The sequence below is a fragment of the Marichromatium sp. AB31 genome, from assembly GCF_003718685.1.
GTDB lineage: Bacteria > Pseudomonadota > Gammaproteobacteria > Chromatiales > Chromatiaceae > Marichromatium > Marichromatium gracile.
In genome coordinates, this window is the sequence record NZ_RHFI01000032.1 from 19,254 (window position 1) to 33,092 (window position 13,839).

The 13,839-nt window shown below is 63.1% G+C and carries 28 protein-coding genes and 1 pseudogene; all 29 read right to left on the bottom strand.

Annotation, left to right across the window (positions count from 1 at the left end; genetic code table 11):
* Positions 1-17: 17 nt before the first annotated feature.
* Positions 18-404, bottom strand: a complete 387-nt coding sequence (rplQ, locus tag EBL84_RS15585) for a 50S ribosomal protein L17 (protein WP_005224349.1) — start codon at positions 402-404, stop codon at positions 18-20.
* Between the two features lie 56 nt (positions 405-460).
* On the bottom strand, positions 461-1,471 hold the full coding sequence (gene rpoA / locus EBL84_RS15590) for a DNA-directed RNA polymerase subunit alpha (protein WP_062274109.1): 1,011 nt from the start codon (positions 1,469-1,471) through the stop codon (positions 461-463).
* A 21-nt stretch (positions 1,472-1,492) separates the two neighbouring features.
* Positions 1,493-2,113: a 30S ribosomal protein S4 gene (gene rpsD / locus EBL84_RS15595; RefSeq protein WP_005224347.1), complete on the bottom strand. Its 621-nt coding sequence runs from the start codon at positions 2,111-2,113 to the stop codon at positions 1,493-1,495.
* A 19-nt stretch (positions 2,114-2,132) separates the two neighbouring features.
* On the bottom strand, positions 2,133-2,522 hold the full coding sequence (gene rpsK, locus EBL84_RS15600; RefSeq protein WP_005224346.1) for a 30S ribosomal protein S11: 390 nt from the start codon (positions 2,520-2,522) through the stop codon (positions 2,133-2,135).
* A gap of 36 nt (positions 2,523-2,558) precedes the next feature.
* Positions 2,559-2,915 carry a 30S ribosomal protein S13 gene (rpsM, locus tag EBL84_RS15605; RefSeq protein ID WP_062274107.1) on the bottom strand — a complete coding sequence of 119 codons (357 nt, stop codon included), beginning with the start codon at positions 2,913-2,915 and terminating at the stop codon, positions 2,559-2,561.
* An 83-nt stretch (positions 2,916-2,998) separates the two neighbouring features.
* Positions 2,999-3,112 carry a 50S ribosomal protein L36 gene (gene rpmJ, locus EBL84_RS15610; RefSeq protein ID WP_005224344.1) on the bottom strand — a complete coding sequence of 38 codons (114 nt, stop codon included), beginning with the start codon at positions 3,110-3,112 and terminating at the stop codon, positions 2,999-3,001.
* Positions 3,113-3,140: 28 nt separating this feature from the next.
* Positions 3,141-4,493 (bottom strand): preprotein translocase subunit SecY, encoded by a 1,353-nt coding sequence (secY, locus tag EBL84_RS15615; protein ID WP_123141656.1) that lies wholly within the window; start codon positions 4,491-4,493, stop codon positions 3,141-3,143.
* Positions 4,494-4,512: 19 nt separating this feature from the next.
* Positions 4,513-4,947 (bottom strand): 50S ribosomal protein L15, encoded by a 435-nt coding sequence (rplO, locus tag EBL84_RS15620; protein WP_123141657.1) that lies wholly within the window; start codon positions 4,945-4,947, stop codon positions 4,513-4,515.
* A 1-nt stretch (position 4,948) separates the two neighbouring features.
* Positions 4,949-5,140: a 50S ribosomal protein L30 gene (gene rpmD, locus EBL84_RS15625; protein ID WP_005224341.1), complete on the bottom strand. Its 192-nt coding sequence runs from the start codon at positions 5,138-5,140 to the stop codon at positions 4,949-4,951.
* Between the two features lie 3 nt (positions 5,141-5,143).
* Positions 5,144-5,650: a 30S ribosomal protein S5 gene (gene rpsE / locus EBL84_RS15630; protein WP_005224340.1), complete on the bottom strand. Its 507-nt coding sequence runs from the start codon at positions 5,648-5,650 to the stop codon at positions 5,144-5,146.
* Between the two features lie 10 nt (positions 5,651-5,660).
* Positions 5,661-6,017 carry a 50S ribosomal protein L18 gene (rplR, locus tag EBL84_RS15635; RefSeq protein ID WP_123141658.1) on the bottom strand — a complete coding sequence of 119 codons (357 nt, stop codon included), beginning with the start codon at positions 6,015-6,017 and terminating at the stop codon, positions 5,661-5,663.
* A 12-nt stretch (positions 6,018-6,029) separates the two neighbouring features.
* Entirely contained in the window at positions 6,030-6,563 is a 534-nt protein-coding gene (rplF, locus tag EBL84_RS15640) for a 50S ribosomal protein L6 (protein WP_123141659.1), read from the bottom strand.
* A 14-nt stretch (positions 6,564-6,577) separates the two neighbouring features.
* On the bottom strand, positions 6,578-6,973 hold the full coding sequence (gene rpsH, locus EBL84_RS15645) for a 30S ribosomal protein S8 (protein WP_062274101.1): 396 nt from the start codon (positions 6,971-6,973) through the stop codon (positions 6,578-6,580).
* Between the two features lie 98 nt (positions 6,974-7,071).
* Entirely contained in the window at positions 7,072-7,377 is a 306-nt protein-coding gene (gene rpsN, locus EBL84_RS15650) for a 30S ribosomal protein S14 (RefSeq protein WP_005224336.1), read from the bottom strand.
* Between the two features lie 10 nt (positions 7,378-7,387).
* Complete coding sequence (gene rplE, locus EBL84_RS15655) at positions 7,388-7,930, bottom strand: 50S ribosomal protein L5 (protein ID WP_062274099.1); 543 nt, start codon at positions 7,928-7,930, stop codon at positions 7,388-7,390.
* Positions 7,931-7,944: 14 nt separating this feature from the next.
* The gene (gene rplX / locus EBL84_RS15660) at positions 7,945-8,262 is read right to left on the bottom strand and encodes a 50S ribosomal protein L24 (protein ID WP_062274096.1); all 318 of its coding nucleotides are present in this window, start codon (positions 8,260-8,262) and stop codon (positions 7,945-7,947) included.
* A gap of 12 nt (positions 8,263-8,274) precedes the next feature.
* The gene (rplN, locus tag EBL84_RS15665) at positions 8,275-8,643 is read right to left on the bottom strand and encodes a 50S ribosomal protein L14 (protein ID WP_005224333.1); all 369 of its coding nucleotides are present in this window, start codon (positions 8,641-8,643) and stop codon (positions 8,275-8,277) included.
* 114 nt (positions 8,644-8,757) lie between these two features.
* Positions 8,758-9,018: a 30S ribosomal protein S17 gene (gene rpsQ, locus EBL84_RS15670; protein WP_062274094.1), complete on the bottom strand. Its 261-nt coding sequence runs from the start codon at positions 9,016-9,018 to the stop codon at positions 8,758-8,760.
* Positions 9,015-9,212: a 50S ribosomal protein L29 gene (gene rpmC / locus EBL84_RS15675; protein WP_005224331.1), complete on the bottom strand. Its 198-nt coding sequence runs from the start codon at positions 9,210-9,212 to the stop codon at positions 9,015-9,017. The genes rpsQ and rpmC overlap by 4 nt, the downstream gene beginning before the upstream one ends.
* Positions 9,212-9,625: a 50S ribosomal protein L16 gene (gene rplP / locus EBL84_RS15680; RefSeq protein WP_123141660.1), complete on the bottom strand. Its 414-nt coding sequence runs from the start codon at positions 9,623-9,625 to the stop codon at positions 9,212-9,214. The genes rpmC and rplP overlap by 1 nt, the downstream gene beginning before the upstream one ends.
* Before the next feature lie 3 nt (positions 9,626-9,628).
* The gene (gene rpsC / locus EBL84_RS15685) at positions 9,629-10,306 is read right to left on the bottom strand and encodes a 30S ribosomal protein S3 (protein ID WP_005224329.1); all 678 of its coding nucleotides are present in this window, start codon (positions 10,304-10,306) and stop codon (positions 9,629-9,631) included.
* 19 nt (positions 10,307-10,325) lie between these two features.
* Entirely contained in the window at positions 10,326-10,658 is a 333-nt protein-coding gene (rplV, locus tag EBL84_RS15690; protein WP_005224328.1) for a 50S ribosomal protein L22, read from the bottom strand.
* A gap of 13 nt (positions 10,659-10,671) precedes the next feature.
* Positions 10,672-10,950 (bottom strand): 30S ribosomal protein S19, encoded by a 279-nt coding sequence (gene rpsS / locus EBL84_RS15695; RefSeq protein ID WP_025275092.1) that lies wholly within the window; start codon positions 10,948-10,950, stop codon positions 10,672-10,674.
* Positions 10,951-10,969: 19 nt separating this feature from the next.
* Positions 10,970-11,797 carry a 50S ribosomal protein L2 gene (gene rplB, locus EBL84_RS15700; RefSeq protein ID WP_062274092.1) on the bottom strand — a complete coding sequence of 276 codons (828 nt, stop codon included), beginning with the start codon at positions 11,795-11,797 and terminating at the stop codon, positions 10,970-10,972.
* Positions 11,798-11,829: 32 nt separating this feature from the next.
* On the bottom strand, positions 11,830-12,123 hold the full coding sequence (gene rplW, locus EBL84_RS15705) for a 50S ribosomal protein L23 (RefSeq protein WP_062274090.1): 294 nt from the start codon (positions 12,121-12,123) through the stop codon (positions 11,830-11,832).
* Positions 12,120-12,731, bottom strand: coding sequence for a 50S ribosomal protein L4 (rplD, locus tag EBL84_RS15710; protein ID WP_123141661.1), 612 nt, complete (start codon positions 12,729-12,731; stop codon positions 12,120-12,122). Before rplD ends, rplW begins: the two co-directional genes overlap by 4 nt.
* Positions 12,732-12,735: 4 nt before the next feature.
* Positions 12,736-13,386, bottom strand: coding sequence for a 50S ribosomal protein L3 (rplC, locus tag EBL84_RS15715; RefSeq protein ID WP_005224323.1), 651 nt, complete (start codon positions 13,384-13,386; stop codon positions 12,736-12,738).
* A 10-nt stretch (positions 13,387-13,396) separates the two neighbouring features.
* A complete protein-coding gene (rpsJ, locus tag EBL84_RS15720) occupies positions 13,397-13,708 on the bottom strand; it encodes a 30S ribosomal protein S10 (protein ID WP_005224322.1) in 312 nt (103 codons plus the stop codon).
* Between the two features lie 4 nt (positions 13,709-13,712).
* Positions 13,713-13,839 (bottom strand): annotated as a pseudogene (gene tuf / locus EBL84_RS15725) (elongation factor Tu); the annotation flags it as partial.

Genomic DNA, 13,839 nt, shown 5'->3' on the forward strand with positions numbered 1-13,839 from the left:
GCCGGAGACGTCGGAACTCAGTCCTCGTCCTCGACCTCGGTCTGCACCGGACGGTCGACCAGCTCGACGTAGGCCATGGGGGCCGCGTCGCTGGAGCGATAACCACACTTGAGGATGCGCAGGTAGCCGCCGGGACGACCCTGGTAACGCGGACCGAGCTCGGCGAACAGCTTGCCGACGGCGTCCTTGTCGCGCAGACGCGCAAAGGCCTGACGGCGCGCATGCACCGAGTCTTCCTTCGCCAGGGTGATCAGCGGCTCGGCGACCCGACGCAGCTCTTTGGCCTTGGGCACGGTCGTCTTGATCAGCTCGTGCTCGAACAGCGAGGCCGCCATATTGCGAAACATCGCCTCGCGGTGCGAGCTGGTGCGATTCAGATGCCTTCCGGCTTTGCGGTGACGCATGATCCTTTTCCCGAATATCTTGTGATCGAGTGTTGTGTTCTAGAACCTGAGAGCGCTCAGCGGACGCTCAGTTCGGCGATGTTTTCAGGCGGCCAGTTCTCGAGCCGCATCCCCAGCGAGAGACCGCGCGTTGCAAGCACGTCCTTGATCTCCGTGAGCGACTTCTTGCCGAGATTCGGGGTCTTGAGCAGCTCCACCTCGGTACGCTGGATCAGATCGCCGATCAGGTAGATGTTCTCGGCCTTCAGGCAGTTCGCCGAACGCACCGTCAGCTCCAGGTCGTCGACCGGGCGCAGCAGGATCGGGTCGTAGGGCGACTCATCGCGCTGCTCGACGGACTGGCTGTCCGCGGCACCCGTGCCCTCGAGCACGACGAAGCTCGAGAGCTGGTCGCGCAGGATGGTCGCGGCGCGCTGGATCGACTCCTTGGGATCGATCGTGCCGTTGGTCTCCAGGTCGATCACCAGACGATCGAGATCGGTGCGCTGCTCGACACGGGCCGACTGCACCTCGATCGCGACACGACGCACCGGGCTGTAGGAGGCGTCGAGCGGCAGCTTGCCGATCGGACGATCCTCGCCTTCTTCGCCCTCGCGCGCGGTGGCCGGCTCGTAGCCACGACCACGACGCACGGTCAGGGTCATGCTCAGCTCACCCTCGGTGAGGTTGGCGATCACCAACTCGGGGTTGGCGATGGTGGCCGAGTGATCGAGCTCGATGTCGGCGGCGGTCACCGGACCGGGGCCGGACTTGCTCAGGGTGAAGGTCGCCTCGTCCTTGCCGTCGAGCGAGATCGCAAGCTGCTTGAGGTTGAGCAGGATCTCGAGGACGTCTTCCTGCACGCCCTCCATGGTGGTGTACTCATGGAGGACGCCCTGGATCTCGACCTCGGTGACGGCATAGCCATCCATCGAGGAGAGCAGGATGCGCCGCAGCGCATTACCCAGGGTGTGCCCGAAACCACGCTCCAGGGGCTCTAGAGAAACCTTGGCGTGGTTCGGGCTGCCATCGACCAGGTCGACCTTGACGATGCGTGGTTTCAGAAATTCGCCAATAGCGTCAGTCATTAGTGCCCCTCTGGAAGCGCCTTACTTGGAGTACAGCTCGACGATCAGCGATTCATTGATGTCCGCCGGCAGATCGGAACGATCGGGAACACGCTTGAAGACGCCTTTCATGGCCTTGGTGTCGACTTCGACCCAGTCGGAGAAGCCGTACTGCTCGGCCAGCGACAGCGCGTTCTGCACGCGCACCTGCTTGCGAGCGGCTTCACGGACCTCGATCTCGTCATCGACGCCGACCTGGAAGGAGGCGATGTTGACGATACGGCCGTTGACCAGGATGGCCTTGTGGCTGACCAGCTGACGTGCCTCGGCGCGGGTGGCGCCAAAGCCCATGCGATAGACGACGTTGTCGAGACGACGCTCGAGCAGCTGGAGCAGGTTCTCACCGGTTGCACCCTTGGTGCCGGCGGCCTTCTTGTAGTAGTTACGGAACTGCTTCTCGAGCACGCCGTAGATACGACGCACCTTCTGCTTCTCACGCAGCTGCAGACCATAGTCGGAGAGGCGCCGACGACGGTCGGTGGTCTGTCCGGGCTGCTTCTCGAGGTTGCACTTGGTGTCCAGAGCGCGCGCGCGGCTCTTCAAGGAGAGATCGGTCCCCTCGCGACGCGCCAGCTTGCAGGTTGGGCCTGTGTAACGTGCCATGTCTCTTCCTGTTGATCTGTCAGACGCGCCGCTTCTTGGGCGGACGGCAGCCGTTGTGCGGGATCGGGGTCACATCGGTGATGCTGGTGATCTTGAAACCCGCGTTGTTGAGTGCGCGCACGGCGGACTCACGACCCGGCCCCGGCCCCTTGACGTTCACGTCCAGGTTGCGCAGGCCATATTCCTTGGCGGCCTGACCGGCACGATCGGCGGCAACCTGAGCCGCGAAGGGCGTGCTCTTGCGCGAACCGCGGAAGCCCGAACCACCGGCGGTGGCCCAGGCCAAGGCGTTGCCCTGACGATCGGTGATCGTGATGATGGTGTTGTTGAAGGAGGCGTGGACGTGCGCAATGCCGTCTGCAACCTGCTTCTTGACCTTTTTCTTGGTGCTGCGAATCGGTTTAGCCATTCGACGTAATCCAGCTAATCTGCTGCGCCTGAGCGCTTAGCGTTTGATCGGACGACGCGGCCCCTTGCGGGTCCGTGCGTTGGTGCGCGTGCGCTGACCACGCAGGGGCAGGCCGCGACGGTGACGGATGCCGCGGTTGCAGCCGAGGTCCATCAGGCGCTTGATGTTCATCGACACTTCACGACGCAGATCGCCCTCGACGGAGAACTTGGCGACCTCGCCACGCAGCTTCTCGACCTCTTCCTCGGTGAGGCTCTGGATCTTGGTGTCACGCGGAATGCCTGCCGCGTCGCAGATCTCGCCCGCGCGGGTGCGGCCGATGCCGTAGATCGCGGTCAACGCGATCACGGCGTGCTTTTTGTCGGGAATGTTGACGCCGGCGATACGGGCCATAGCTACGAACCCCTCAGTCCTAAATGCTCAGCGGGTAAACCGCGCAGTATAACAAATTGCTTACTGTAGTCAACGGGATCCCGTCAACCCTGGCGCTGCTTGTGACGGGGGTCGGAACAGATGACCCGCACCGTTCCATTCCGCTTGATCACCTTGCAGTTTCTGCACAACTTCTTGACCGATGCACGCACTTTCATTCTTGTCTCCTAAGAGTCGGGGCCTTCTTCAGCGCAACATGCCGGCGCCGGGTGACTTCAGGTTGGCCTTCTTCATCAGGCCCTCATACTGATGCGACATCAGGTGAGCCTGAATCTGCGCCATGAAGTCCATGACCACGACCACTACGATTAACAGTGAGGTGCCGCCAAAATAGAACGGCACGTTGTAACCCACGATCAGGAACTCAGGCAGCAAGCAGACAGCGGTGATGTAGATCGCGCCTGCTGCCGTCAACCGGGTCATGACGGTATCGATATAGCGCGCCGTCTGCTCCCCCGGACGGATCCCCGGAATGAAAGCCCCAGAGCGCTTGAGGTTGTCGGCCGTCTCCTTCGCATTGAACACCAGCGCGGTGTAGAAGAAGCAGAAGAAGATGATCGCCGTCGCGTAAAAGAGCACGTAGACCGGCTCACCGGGCGAGAGCTTCGCGGTGATATCGGCCAGCCAACGCAAATCCTCGTTGCTGCCGAACCACTGTCCCAGCGTCCCCGGGAAGAGGATGATGCTGGAGGCGAAGATCGGCGGGATGACGCCGGCCATGTTGAGCTTGAGCGGCAGGTGCGTGCTCTGCGCCTGCATCATTCGCCGCCCCTGCTGGCGACGCGCATAGTTGACGGTGATCCGTCGCTGCCCGCGCTCGACGAACACCACGAAGGCGGTGACCGCCAGCGCCAGGGCAAACAGCGCAAGGACCGCCAGCGAGTTCATTTCGCCGGTGCGCGCCAGCTCCAGGGTGCCGCCGAGCGCCGAGGGCAGACCGGCGACGATACCCGCGAAGATGATCAGCGAGATCCCGTTGCCGATGCCGCGCTCGGTGATCTGCTCACCCAGCCACATCAGGAACATGGTTCCGGTCACCAGCGACACGGTCGCGGTGAACACGAACCCGGCACCGGCGTGAGAGACCAGCGCCGAGCCGCCGGCAGTCTGCCCCTGCAGCGCCATCGAGATACCGACGGCCTGGAAGGTCGCGAGCACCACGGTGCCGTAGCGGGTGTACTGGGTGATCTTGCGCCGCCCCGACTCCCCTTCCTTCTTCAGCTGCTCGAGCTTCGGCAGTACCGCCGTCATCAGCTGCATGATGATGGAGGCGGAGATGTAAGGCATGATGCCCAGCGCGAACAGACTGGCGCGCTCCAGGGCGCCTCCCGAGAACATGTTGAACATGTCCAGGATCGACCCCTGGTTCTGGTCGAACAGGATGGCCAAGGCCTCGGGGTTGACGCCCGGGACCGGGATGAAGGTACCGATACGATAGACGAGCAGCGCGCCGAGCACGAACAACAGGCGCTGACGCAATTCCGTCAACCGCCCCATGCCGCCGAGCGCACTTCCCATGGATCCGACGTTCTTGGCCATCTGCTACGCGCCTTCCCGATTAGTCCTCGACCTTGCCGCCCGCCGCTTCGATCGCCGCGCGTGCGCCCTTGGTCACGCCCAGGCCACGTACGGTGACAGCCCGCGAGATCTCGCCCGAGGCGATGACCTTGACCGACTTGATGCGGTTGTTCAGTACCCCGGCCGCGACCAGCGCGGCGAGGTCGACGGTGTCGCCCTCGATCAGGGCCAGCTCGTTCAGGCGCACCTCGGCCTGGACCAGTGCCTTGCGCGACCGGAAACCGACCTTCGGCAGACGACGCTGCAGCGGCATCTGACCGCCTTCGAAACCGACCTTGTGGAAACCGCCGGAACGCGACTTCTGACCCTTGTGGCCGCGGCCACAGGTCTTGCCGAGTCCGCTGCCGATCCCGCGACCGACGCGCTTGGCGGCCTTGCGGCTGCCCTCATCGGGCTTCAGCTCATTGAGTCGCATCTCAAGACTCCTCCACGACCTTAACCATGTAGGACACGGTGTTGACCATGCCGCGGGTGCAAGGGGTGTCCTCGACCTCGACGACCTGGTGCATGCGCCGCAGGCCGAGGCCGCGGACGCAGGCCTGGTGACGCTCGAGGCGTCCGTGGACGCTGCGCACCAGCTTGACCTTCATCATCTTCTTGTCAGCCATCGCTTACCCCAGAATCTCTTCGACGGTCTTGCCGCGCTTGGCAGCGACGAGCTCGGCGTCGTTCATCTTGCGCAGGCCTTCGATGGTCGCCTGGACGACGTTGATCGGGTTGTTGGTGCCGATGCACTTGGCCAGCACGTTCTGCACCCCGAGCACCTCGAAGACGGCACGCATCGCGCCGCCGGCGATGATACCGGTACCCTCGGAGGCCGGCTGCATGAACACGCGGGCCGCGCCGTGACGCCCCTGCAGCGGGTACTGCAGCGTGGTGCCATTGAGCTTGACGTCGATCATGTTCTTGCGGGCATTCTCCATCGCCTTCTGGATCGCCACCGGCACCTCACGTGCCTTGCCGCGACCGAAGCCGACCCGACCCTTGCCGTCGCCGACCACGGTCAGCGCCGCAAAGCCGAACTGACGTCCGCCCTTGACCACTTTGGCGACCCGATTGACGGTCACCAGCTTTTCCAGAAGCTCGTCGCCTTCTGTCTTTGGATTGAAGTTCGCCATGGTCGAGTCCTTAGAATTTCAGTCCGTGTTCACGGGCGGCATCGGCGAGCGCCTTGACACGGCCGTGATAGCGGAAGCCGGAACGATCGAAGGCGACCGATTCCACACCAGCGGAGCGCGCGCGCTCGGCGATCGCCTGGCCGATGACGGCCGCGGCTGCGACGTTGCCCTTGTGGCCCTCGAGCGCCTGACGCAGGTCCTTGTCGAGGGTCGAGGCGCTGGCCACGACCTTGTCGCCCTCGGGGGCGATGACCTGGGCGTAGATGTGCCGGGGCGTACGGTGCACGCACAGACGGAAGACACTGAGCTCCCGGATCTTGGCACGAGCCCGCGCCGCGCGGCGCAGACGAGCTTGTTTCTTATCCATTGCCTAGACCCCTTATTTCTTCTTGGCTTCCTTACGCAGGACGTTCTCGTCCGCGTAACGCACGCCCTTGCCCTTGTAGGGTTCCGGCGGACGGAACCCACGGATCTTCGCCGCGACCTGGCCGACCTGCTGCTTGTCGGCACCGCTGACGACGATCTCGGTCTGACTCGGGGTCTCGATGGTGATGCCCTCAGGCACCGGAAAATCGATCGGGTGCGAGAAGCCGAGATTGAGGTTGAGCACACTGCCCTTGGCCTGGGCGCGATAACCCACGCCGACCAGGGTCAGCTTGCGGCTGAAGCCGGTGCCACAACCCACAACCATGTTGTTGATCAGCGCCCGGGTGGTGCCGGCCATCGCCCAGTCCTTCTCATGCCCTTCGGCACGAGCGACCAGCAGCTGACCGTTTTCCTCACAGACGCGGACCGCCGGATGCACGGTCCACTCCATCGAACCCTTGGGACCGGAGACCTTGACGTCCTGGCCCTGGAGCTCGACTTTAACCCCATTGGGGATAGCGACCGGCGCTTTTGCAACGCGAGACATAGTTCCGACCTCCCTTAGGCGACGTAGGCGATGATCTCGCCGCCGTGACCCGACTTGCGGGCCTCGCGGTCGGTCATCAGACCCTTGGAGGTGGAGACAATCGCAACACCGAGACCGGCCCAGACCTGGGGCAGCTCGTCCTTGCTGCGATAGATGCGCAGACCGGGGCGCGAAACGCGCTTGAGGTACTCGATCACGGGCTTGCCGCGATAGTACTTGAGCCTGAGAACCAGCTGGGGCTTGCCCTCGTTCTCTTCGACCTGCGCGTCGGCGATGTAGCCCTCTTCCTTCAGCAGGTTCGCGATCGCGATCTTCTGCTTGGAGGACGGCATCATGATGGTGAACTTGCCGCGCTGCTGGCCGTTACGGATACGCGTCAGCATATCCGCAATCGGATCCGACATACTCATTGGCTTCTCCTCGGGTCAATCCATCGTTGCCGATGTGATACCCATTGGGGGGACTTGGTTTTCAGGATGCTCGGGCCGGAAGGCCCGAGGGGGGAATTCTACCAGCTTGCCTTGACGACGCCAGGGACATCGCCACGCATCACCGCCTCGCGCAGCTTGTTGCGCGAGAGACCGAACTTGCGATACACGGCATGCGGACGGCCACTGACGCGGCAGCGACGCTGCTGACGCGAGGGGCTGGCGTCGCGCGGGAGCTTCTGCAGCTTCAGCACGGCTTCGTCGATCTGCTCGGGAGTCGCGTTACGGTCGTTGATCACCGCCTTGAGCTCGGCGCGCTTGGCGCTGAACTGGGCTGCGACCTGGGCGCGCTTGCGATCACGCGCGATCATGCTCTTTTTCGCCATGGTCTCTACCTCAGGTACGGAAGGGGAAGTTGAACGCCTCGAGCAGAGCCCGTCCTTCTTCGTCCGTCCGAGCCGACGTGGTGATGGTGATGTCGAGCCCGCGCAGTGCATCGATCTTGTCGTAATCGATCTCGGGGAACATGATCTGCTCGCGCACGCCCATCGAGTAGTTGCCACGACCGTCGAACGCCTTCGGGCTGAGCCCACGGAAGTCGCGGATACGCGGGATGGAGACGCTGATCAGGCGATCGAGGAACTCGTACATGCGCTCGCGACGCAGGGTCACCTTGCAGCCGATCGGCCAGCCTTCGCGGATCTTGAAGCCTGCGACCGACTTGCGGGCGTAGGTGACGATCGGCTGCTGACCGGCGATGGCACGCATGTCGGCGACGGCGTTATCCATGACCTTCTTGTCGGCCACGGCCTCGCCAACGCCCATGTTCAGCGTGATCTTTTCGATGCGCGGCACCTGCATCACGCTCTTGAAGCCGAAACGCTCCTTGAGCTGACCGACGATGCGCTGTTCGTATTCTGTCTGTAGTCTGGTGGACATCTCGCTTCCTTCGGTCAGACGTCGACGACTTCGCCGTTCGACTTGAACACGCGAACCTTGCGACCGTCTTCCAGGATCTTGAAACCGACGCGGTCCGGCCCGCCCTTCTGCGGGTTGTAGAGCGCCACGTTCGAGACGTGCATCGGCATCGGCTTGTCGACGATACCACCAGGCTCGCCGGCTTGCGGGTTCGGCTTCTGGTGCTTGCGCGCGATGTTCACGTTCTCAACGATGACGTGCTCAGCGTCGACGACGCGCAGCACAGTACCACGTTTACCCTTGTCTTTGCCGGTAATGACGGTGACGTCATCACCCTTCTTGATCTTTTGCATGCCGTCGTCTCCTTACAGCACTTCGGGCGCCAGCGAGATGATCTTCATGAAGCGCTCGCCACGCAGTTCACGCGTGACAGGGCCGAAGATGCGGGTGCCGATGGGCTGGAGCTGGTTGTTCAGTAGCACGGCGGCATTGCCGTCGAAGCGGATCAGGGAGCCGTCGGGACGACGCACGCCCTTGCGGGTGCGAACGACAACGGCGTTGAACACGTCGCCCTTCTTGACCTTGCCGCGCGGGATTGCGTCCTTGACCGTGACCTTGATGACATCGCCGATGCCCGCGTAGCGCCGATGCGATCCGCCAAGCACTTTGATGCATTGCACGCTCCGGGCGCCGCTGTTGTCAGCGACGCTGAGATTGGTCTGCATCTGAATCATGTTGTTTACCTACGCCTATTGCTGATTCCGGGCTAAACCGGCTGCTGAGCGAATCGCGAGACGGACGAGCGACAAAACGAGCGAACGTCCGGGACATTGTCGAAGCGCGTCGCCTCAGCGCGCCTTTTCGATGACCTCGAGCAGACGCCACGTCTTGGTCTTGGAGAGCGGCCGGCACTGCTCGACACGGACGAGATCACCCTGGTTACAGATGTTCTCTTCATCGTGGGCATGAATCTTGGTCGAACGACGCATGAACTTGCCATAGAGCGGATGCTTGACGCGACGCTCGATGAGCACCGTCACGGTCTTGTCCATCGCGCTGCTGATGACGCGCCCTTCCTGGATGCGGTTGCTGTTGTTCTCGTCGCTCATGCTTGCTTGCCCGCCATTTCCGCCATCACCGTCTTGATCCGGGCGATATCCCGGCGCACGGCCTTCATCTGCGAGGGTTTGGACAGCTGACCGGTGCCCTGCTGCATGCGCAGGTTGAACTGCTCGCGCAACAGGTCCATCAACCGCGCCTGCAGCTCGTCGAGGCTGCTCTGTCGGAGTTCGTTAGCCTTCATCACAGGATCGTCCGCTTCTCAAAGGTGGTCTGCACGGGCAGCTTGGCAGCGGCGAGCTTGAAGGCCTCACGTGCCAGCTCTTCGCTGACGCCCTCGATTTCGTAGAGCACCCGGCCGGGCTGGATCGGCGCGACCCAGTACTCGACGTTACCCTTACCTTTACCCATTCGAACCTCGAGAGGCTTCTTGGAGATCGGCTTGTCAGGGAAGACGCGAATCCACAGCTTACCGCCACGCTTGACGCGACGGGTGATGGTACGACGGGCCGCCTCGATCTGACGCGCGGTCACCCGGCCACGACTCACGGCCTTGAGACCGAACTCGCCGAAGCTGACCTGGTTGCCGCTCTGAGCGAGACCACGGTTGCGGCCCTTGTGTTGCTTTCGGAACTTGGTGCGTTTCGGTTGCAGCATGACTTAACCCTTTCTTCCGGCGCTCTTGGATGCCGGCTCCTCAGGGACCTGGTCGCCGAACACCTCGCCCTTGAAGATCCACACCTTGACGCCGATGACGCCATAGGTGGTGCGCGCCTCGGCGAAGCCGTAATCGATGTCGGCACGCAGAGTGTGCAGCGGTACACGACCCTCACGGGCCCACTCGCTGCGGGCGATCTCGGCGCCGTTCAAACGGCCCGCGACGTTGACCTTGATGCCCTCGGCACCCAGACGCATGGTGTTCTGCAGCGCACGCTTCATCGCGCGACGGAACATGATGCGACGCTCGAGCTGCTGGGCAATACCCTCGGCAACGAGCTGGGCGTCGAGCTCAGGCTTGCGGATCTCCTCGATGCTGATGTGCACCGGGATCCCCATCATCTTCGAGACCTGCACGCGCAGCTTGTCGATGTCCTCACCCTTCTTACCGATCACCACGCCAGGACGCGCGGTGTGGATGGTGATGTGGGCGTTCTTCGCCGGACGATCGATCTGGATGCGGCTCACCGATGCCTTTGCAAGCTTCTTGCGCAGGAAATCGCGCACCTGCAGGTCGGTGTTGAGCAGGTCGGCATAGTCTTTCGAACTTGCATACCACTTGGAAGTCCAGTCCTTGACGATGCCAAGTCGGATGCCGTTCGGATTAACTTTCTGTCCCATACTGGTCCCCTGAAATTCCTTACGCTTCCGACACCGTCAAGCTGATATGGCTGGTACGCTTCATGATGCGGTTGGCGCGGCCCTTGGCTCGCGCGCGAATCCGCTTCATGGTCGGACCCTCGTTGACCTGGATCGCAGCGACCTTCAGCTCGTCGATGTCAGCGCCTTCATTGTGTTCGGCGTTGGCGATCGCGGACTCCAGGACCTTCTTGATGATCTCGGCGCCCTTCTTGTTGCTGAAGGCCAGGGTGTTCAGGGCCTCCTCGACGCGCTGACCGCGGATCAGATCGGCGACCAGCCGGGCCTTCTGGGCAGAGACCCGTGCGTATTTCAATGTTGCTTCGGCTCGCATTGCGGGTCTCCGACTAGCGCTTCTTCGCCTTGCGATCGGCGGCGTGCCCACGGAAGGTGCGCGTCAGCGCAAACTCGCCGAGCTTGTGGCCGATCATGTTTTCATTGACGAGCACCGGCACGTGCTGACGCCCGTTATGGACTGCGATGGTCAGCCCAACCATTTCCGGCAACACCATGGAGCGACGCGACCAGGTCTTGATAGGCCGTTTACTGTTCTGGGCGACCGCTTCTTCCACCTTCTTGATCAGGTGGTGGTCCACAAAGGGTCCTTTTCGAATCGAACGTGGCACTTGCTCAACCTCGCCTTATTTACTTGCGGCCGCGACGACGCACAATCATGCCATCGGTCCGCTTATTCTTGCGCGTTTTATGGCCCTTAGTCGGCACACCCCAGGGGGTGACCGGGTGACGACCACCGGAAGTCCGGCCTTCACCACCGCCGTGCGGGTGGTCGACCGGGTTCATGACGACACCACGCACCGTGGGACGCACGCCACGCCAGCGGGTCGCGCCGGCCTTGCCGAGCTTCCGCAGGCTGTTCTCGGAGTTGCCGACCTCACCGATCACCGCGCGGCAATCAGCATGCACCTTGCGCATCTCACCGGAGCGCAGACGCACGGTGGCCATCGCGCCTTCACGCGCGACGAGTTGGGCCGATGCACCGGCCGAACGGGCGATCTGGGCGCCCTTGCCCGGACGCATCTCGATGCAGTGCACCAAGGTACCGACCGGGATATTGCGCAGCGGCATGCAGTTACCGACGCTGATCGGAGCGGCCTCACCGGCCTGCACACGATCGCCTGCGCTCAGCCCCTTCGGGGCGATGATGTAGGCACGCTCACCATCGGCGTACTTCAGCAGCGCCAGGTGAGCCGTGCGGTTCGGGTCGTACTCGAGCCGCTCGACCACGGCCGGTACGCCTTCCTTGTTACGCTTGAAATCAACAACACGGTAACGCTGCTTGTGACCGCCACCCTGGTGGCGCACGGTGATGCGTCCGAAGTTGTTGCGTCCGCCGTTCTTCGTCTTTTTCTCGATCAGAGGCGCGTAGGGGGCGCCCTTGTGCAGTTCGGGGGACTGCACCTTCACGACAAAGCGGCGCCCGGCGGACGTCGGTTTGGTCTTTACGATTGCCATCTTGGTCTATCCGTTGCTGTCCGCCGCTGCGCTCACGCGCCGCCGCCGAAATCGATATCCTGACCAGCTTCCAGGCGCACATAGGCCTTGCGCCAGTCCTGACGCTTGCCCAGGCGCTGACCGAAACGCTTGGTCTTACCCTTGACGTTGAGGATCTGCACGCTGTCGACCTTGACCTCGAACAGCAGCTCGACGGCCTGGCTCACCTCACGCTTGGTCGCGTCGGTCGCGACCCGGAACACGACCTGGCCGGACTCGGCGGCACGGGTCGACTTCTCGGAGACGATCGGCGCGAGCAGCACCTTCATCAGACGCTCTTTGTTCATGCCAGGCGCTCCTCGAGTTTCTTGATTGCCGCTTCGGTCGCGAGCACGTTCTCGAAGGCGATCATGCTCACCGGATCGACCTCCTGAGCCGCCATCACGTCAACACCGTTGAGGTTGCGCGCGGCCAGGAACAGGTTCGGGGCGAGACCGTCGGTGAGGATCAGCACGTCCTTCAGGCCCTGGCCCTCGAGCAGTGCGATCAGCTCCTTGGTCTTGGGCGCCTCGAGCGCGAGCTCGGAGACCACCACCAGACGCTCGGTGCGCACCAGCTCGGAGAGGATCGAGCGCACGGCACCGCGATACATCTTGCGGTTGACCTTCTGGCTGTAGTCGCGCGGCTGCGCGGCGAAGGTCACGCCACCGGAGCGCCACAGCGGGCTGCGGCTGGTACCGGCACGGGCACGCCCGGTGCCCTTCTGACGCCAGGGCTTGGCCCCGCCGCCGGAGACGGCAGAACGGTTCTTCTGGGCCTTGGTGCCGGCGCGCGCGCCGGCCAGGTAGGCGGTGACCACCTGGTGAATCAGACCGGGCTTGAAGTCGGCCCCGAAAACGGTGTCCGAGACCTGCACGCTGGCACCGCCGTTGTCATTTCGAATGGCGAGTTCCATGGACTTAACCCTTGTTCTTCTGCTTCACGGACGGCAGCACGACCACGCGACCACCAGCCGGACCGGGCACGCCGCCACGGACCAACAGCAGGTTGCGCTCGGCATCGACACGCACCACCTCGAGACCCTGCTGGCAACGGTTGGCGGCACCGAGGTGACCGGCCATCTTCTTGCCCTTGAACACACGGCCCGGGGTCTGGTTCTGACCGATGGAACCCGGCGCGCGGTGCGACAGCGAGTTGCCGTGGGTCGCATCCTGACCACGGAAGTGGTGGCGGCGGATGGTGCCGGCGAAGCCGCGACCCTTGGTCACGCCACGCACGTCGACCTTCTGGCCGGCCTCGAACATGGAGACCGAGATCTCCTGACCGACTTCGATGTCGGCACCTTCTTCGCCCTCGAGACGGAACTCGCGCAGCACCTCACCGGCCTCGATACCGGCCTTGGCGAAGTGCCCAGCCATCGGCTTGGTCACGCGCGAGGCGCGACGCGATCCGAAGGCAACCTGGATGGCGCGGTAGCCATCGGTCTCGGCGGACTTGACTTGGCTCACACGGTTGGGCTGGACCTCGATCACGGTGACCGGGATGCTCTCCCCGTCCTCGTTGAACAGCCGGGTCATGCCAGCCTTACGCCCGATAACTCCGATCGTCATCGTTTCGTCCTCAGCTCAGCTTGATCTGGACGTCGACGCCCGCGGCCAGATCCAATTTCATCAGCGCATCGACCGTCTTGTCGGTCGGATCGACGATGTCCATCAGGCGCTTGTGGGTGCGCAGCTCGTACTGGTCACGCGCGTCCTTGTTGACGTGCGGGGAGACCAGGACCGTGAAGCGCTCCTTCTTGGAAGGCAGCGGAACCGGACCACGAACCTGAGCGCCGGTACGCTTGGCGGTATCGACGATCTCGCGTGCGGACTGATCGATCAGACGATGATCGAACGCCTTCAGTCGAATACGAATTCTTTGGCTGCTCATATCCTTACTCGATGATCTTGGAGACCACGCCGGCGCCGACGGTACGACCACCCTCGCGAACAGCGAAGCGCAGGCCCTCTTCCATCGCGATCGGCGCGATCAGCTGGACGGTCATCTTGACGTTGTCGCCA

What these genes read in the sequence shown, in the direction of transcription:
- rplR (WP_123141658.1), bottom strand. Translation starts at nt 6,017, where the DNA reads ATGGATAAGAAACAAGCTCGTCTGCGCCGCGCGGCGCGGGCTCGTGCC.
- rplD (WP_123141661.1), bottom strand. Translation starts at nt 12,731, where the DNA reads ATGGAACTCGCCATTCGAAATGACAACGGCGGTGCCAGCGTGCAGGTC.
- rpmJ (WP_005224344.1), bottom strand. Translation starts at nt 3,112, where the DNA reads ATGAAAGTGCGTGCATCGGTCAAGAAGTTGTGCAGAAACTGCAAGGTG.
- rpoA (WP_062274109.1), bottom strand. Translation starts at nt 1,471, where the DNA reads ATGACTGACGCTATTGGCGAATTTCTGAAACCACGCATCGTCAAGGTC.
- rpsD (WP_005224347.1), bottom strand. Translation starts at nt 2,113, where the DNA reads ATGGCACGTTACACAGGCCCAACCTGCAAGCTGGCGCGTCGCGAGGGG.
- rplO (WP_123141657.1), bottom strand. Translation starts at nt 4,947, where the DNA reads ATGCGACTCAATGAGCTGAAGCCCGATGAGGGCAGCCGCAAGGCCGCC.
- rpsN (WP_005224336.1), bottom strand. Translation starts at nt 7,377, where the DNA reads ATGGCGAAAAAGAGCATGATCGCGCGTGATCGCAAGCGCGCCCAGGTC.
- rpsQ (WP_062274094.1), bottom strand. Translation starts at nt 9,018, where the DNA reads ATGAGCGACGAGAACAACAGCAACCGCATCCAGGAAGGGCGCGTCATC.
- rpsC (WP_005224329.1), bottom strand. Translation starts at nt 10,306, where the DNA reads ATGGGACAGAAAGTTAATCCGAACGGCATCCGACTTGGCATCGTCAAG.
- rplN (WP_005224333.1), bottom strand. Translation starts at nt 8,643, where the DNA reads ATGATTCAGATGCAGACCAATCTCAGCGTCGCTGACAACAGCGGCGCC.
- rpsK (WP_005224346.1), bottom strand. Translation starts at nt 2,522, where the DNA reads ATGGCTAAACCGATTCGCAGCACCAAGAAAAAGGTCAAGAAGCAGGTT.
- rplV (WP_005224328.1), bottom strand. Translation starts at nt 10,658, where the DNA reads ATGCGAGCCGAAGCAACATTGAAATACGCACGGGTCTCTGCCCAGAAG.
- rplC (WP_005224323.1), bottom strand. Translation starts at nt 13,386, where the DNA reads ATGACGATCGGAGTTATCGGGCGTAAGGCTGGCATGACCCGGCTGTTC.
- rplF (WP_123141659.1), bottom strand. Translation starts at nt 6,563, where the DNA reads ATGTCTCGCGTTGCAAAAGCGCCGGTCGCTATCCCCAATGGGGTTAAA.
- rplX (WP_062274096.1), bottom strand. Translation starts at nt 8,262, where the DNA reads ATGCAAAAGATCAAGAAGGGTGATGACGTCACCGTCATTACCGGCAAA.
- rplQ (WP_005224349.1), bottom strand. Translation starts at nt 404, where the DNA reads ATGCGTCACCGCAAAGCCGGAAGGCATCTGAATCGCACCAGCTCGCAC.
- rpsH (WP_062274101.1), bottom strand. Translation starts at nt 6,973, where the DNA reads ATGAGTATGTCGGATCCGATTGCGGATATGCTGACGCGTATCCGTAAC.
- rplE (WP_062274099.1), bottom strand. Translation starts at nt 7,930, where the DNA reads ATGTCCACCAGACTACAGACAGAATACGAACAGCGCATCGTCGGTCAG.
- rpmD (WP_005224341.1), bottom strand. Translation starts at nt 5,140, where the DNA reads ATGGCTGACAAGAAGATGATGAAGGTCAAGCTGGTGCGCAGCGTCCAC.
- rplW (WP_062274090.1), bottom strand. Translation starts at nt 12,123, where the DNA reads ATGAACAAAGAGCGTCTGATGAAGGTGCTGCTCGCGCCGATCGTCTCC.
- rpmC (WP_005224331.1), bottom strand. Translation starts at nt 9,212, where the DNA reads ATGAAGGCTAACGAACTCCGACAGAGCAGCCTCGACGAGCTGCAGGCG.
- rpsE (WP_005224340.1), bottom strand. Translation starts at nt 5,650, where the DNA reads ATGGCGAACTTCAATCCAAAGACAGAAGGCGACGAGCTTCTGGAAAAG.
- secY (WP_123141656.1), bottom strand. Translation starts at nt 4,493, where the DNA reads ATGGCCAAGAACGTCGGATCCATGGGAAGTGCGCTCGGCGGCATGGGG.
- rpsM (WP_062274107.1), bottom strand. Translation starts at nt 2,915, where the DNA reads ATGGCCCGTATCGCCGGCGTCAACATTCCCGACAAAAAGCACGCCGTG.
- rplB (WP_062274092.1), bottom strand. Translation starts at nt 11,797, where the DNA reads ATGGCAATCGTAAAGACCAAACCGACGTCCGCCGGGCGCCGCTTTGTC.
- rpsJ (WP_005224322.1), bottom strand. Translation starts at nt 13,708, where the DNA reads ATGAGCAGCCAAAGAATTCGTATTCGACTGAAGGCGTTCGATCATCGT.
- rplP (WP_123141660.1), bottom strand. Translation starts at nt 9,625, where the DNA reads ATGCTGCAACCGAAACGCACCAAGTTCCGAAAGCAACACAAGGGCCGC.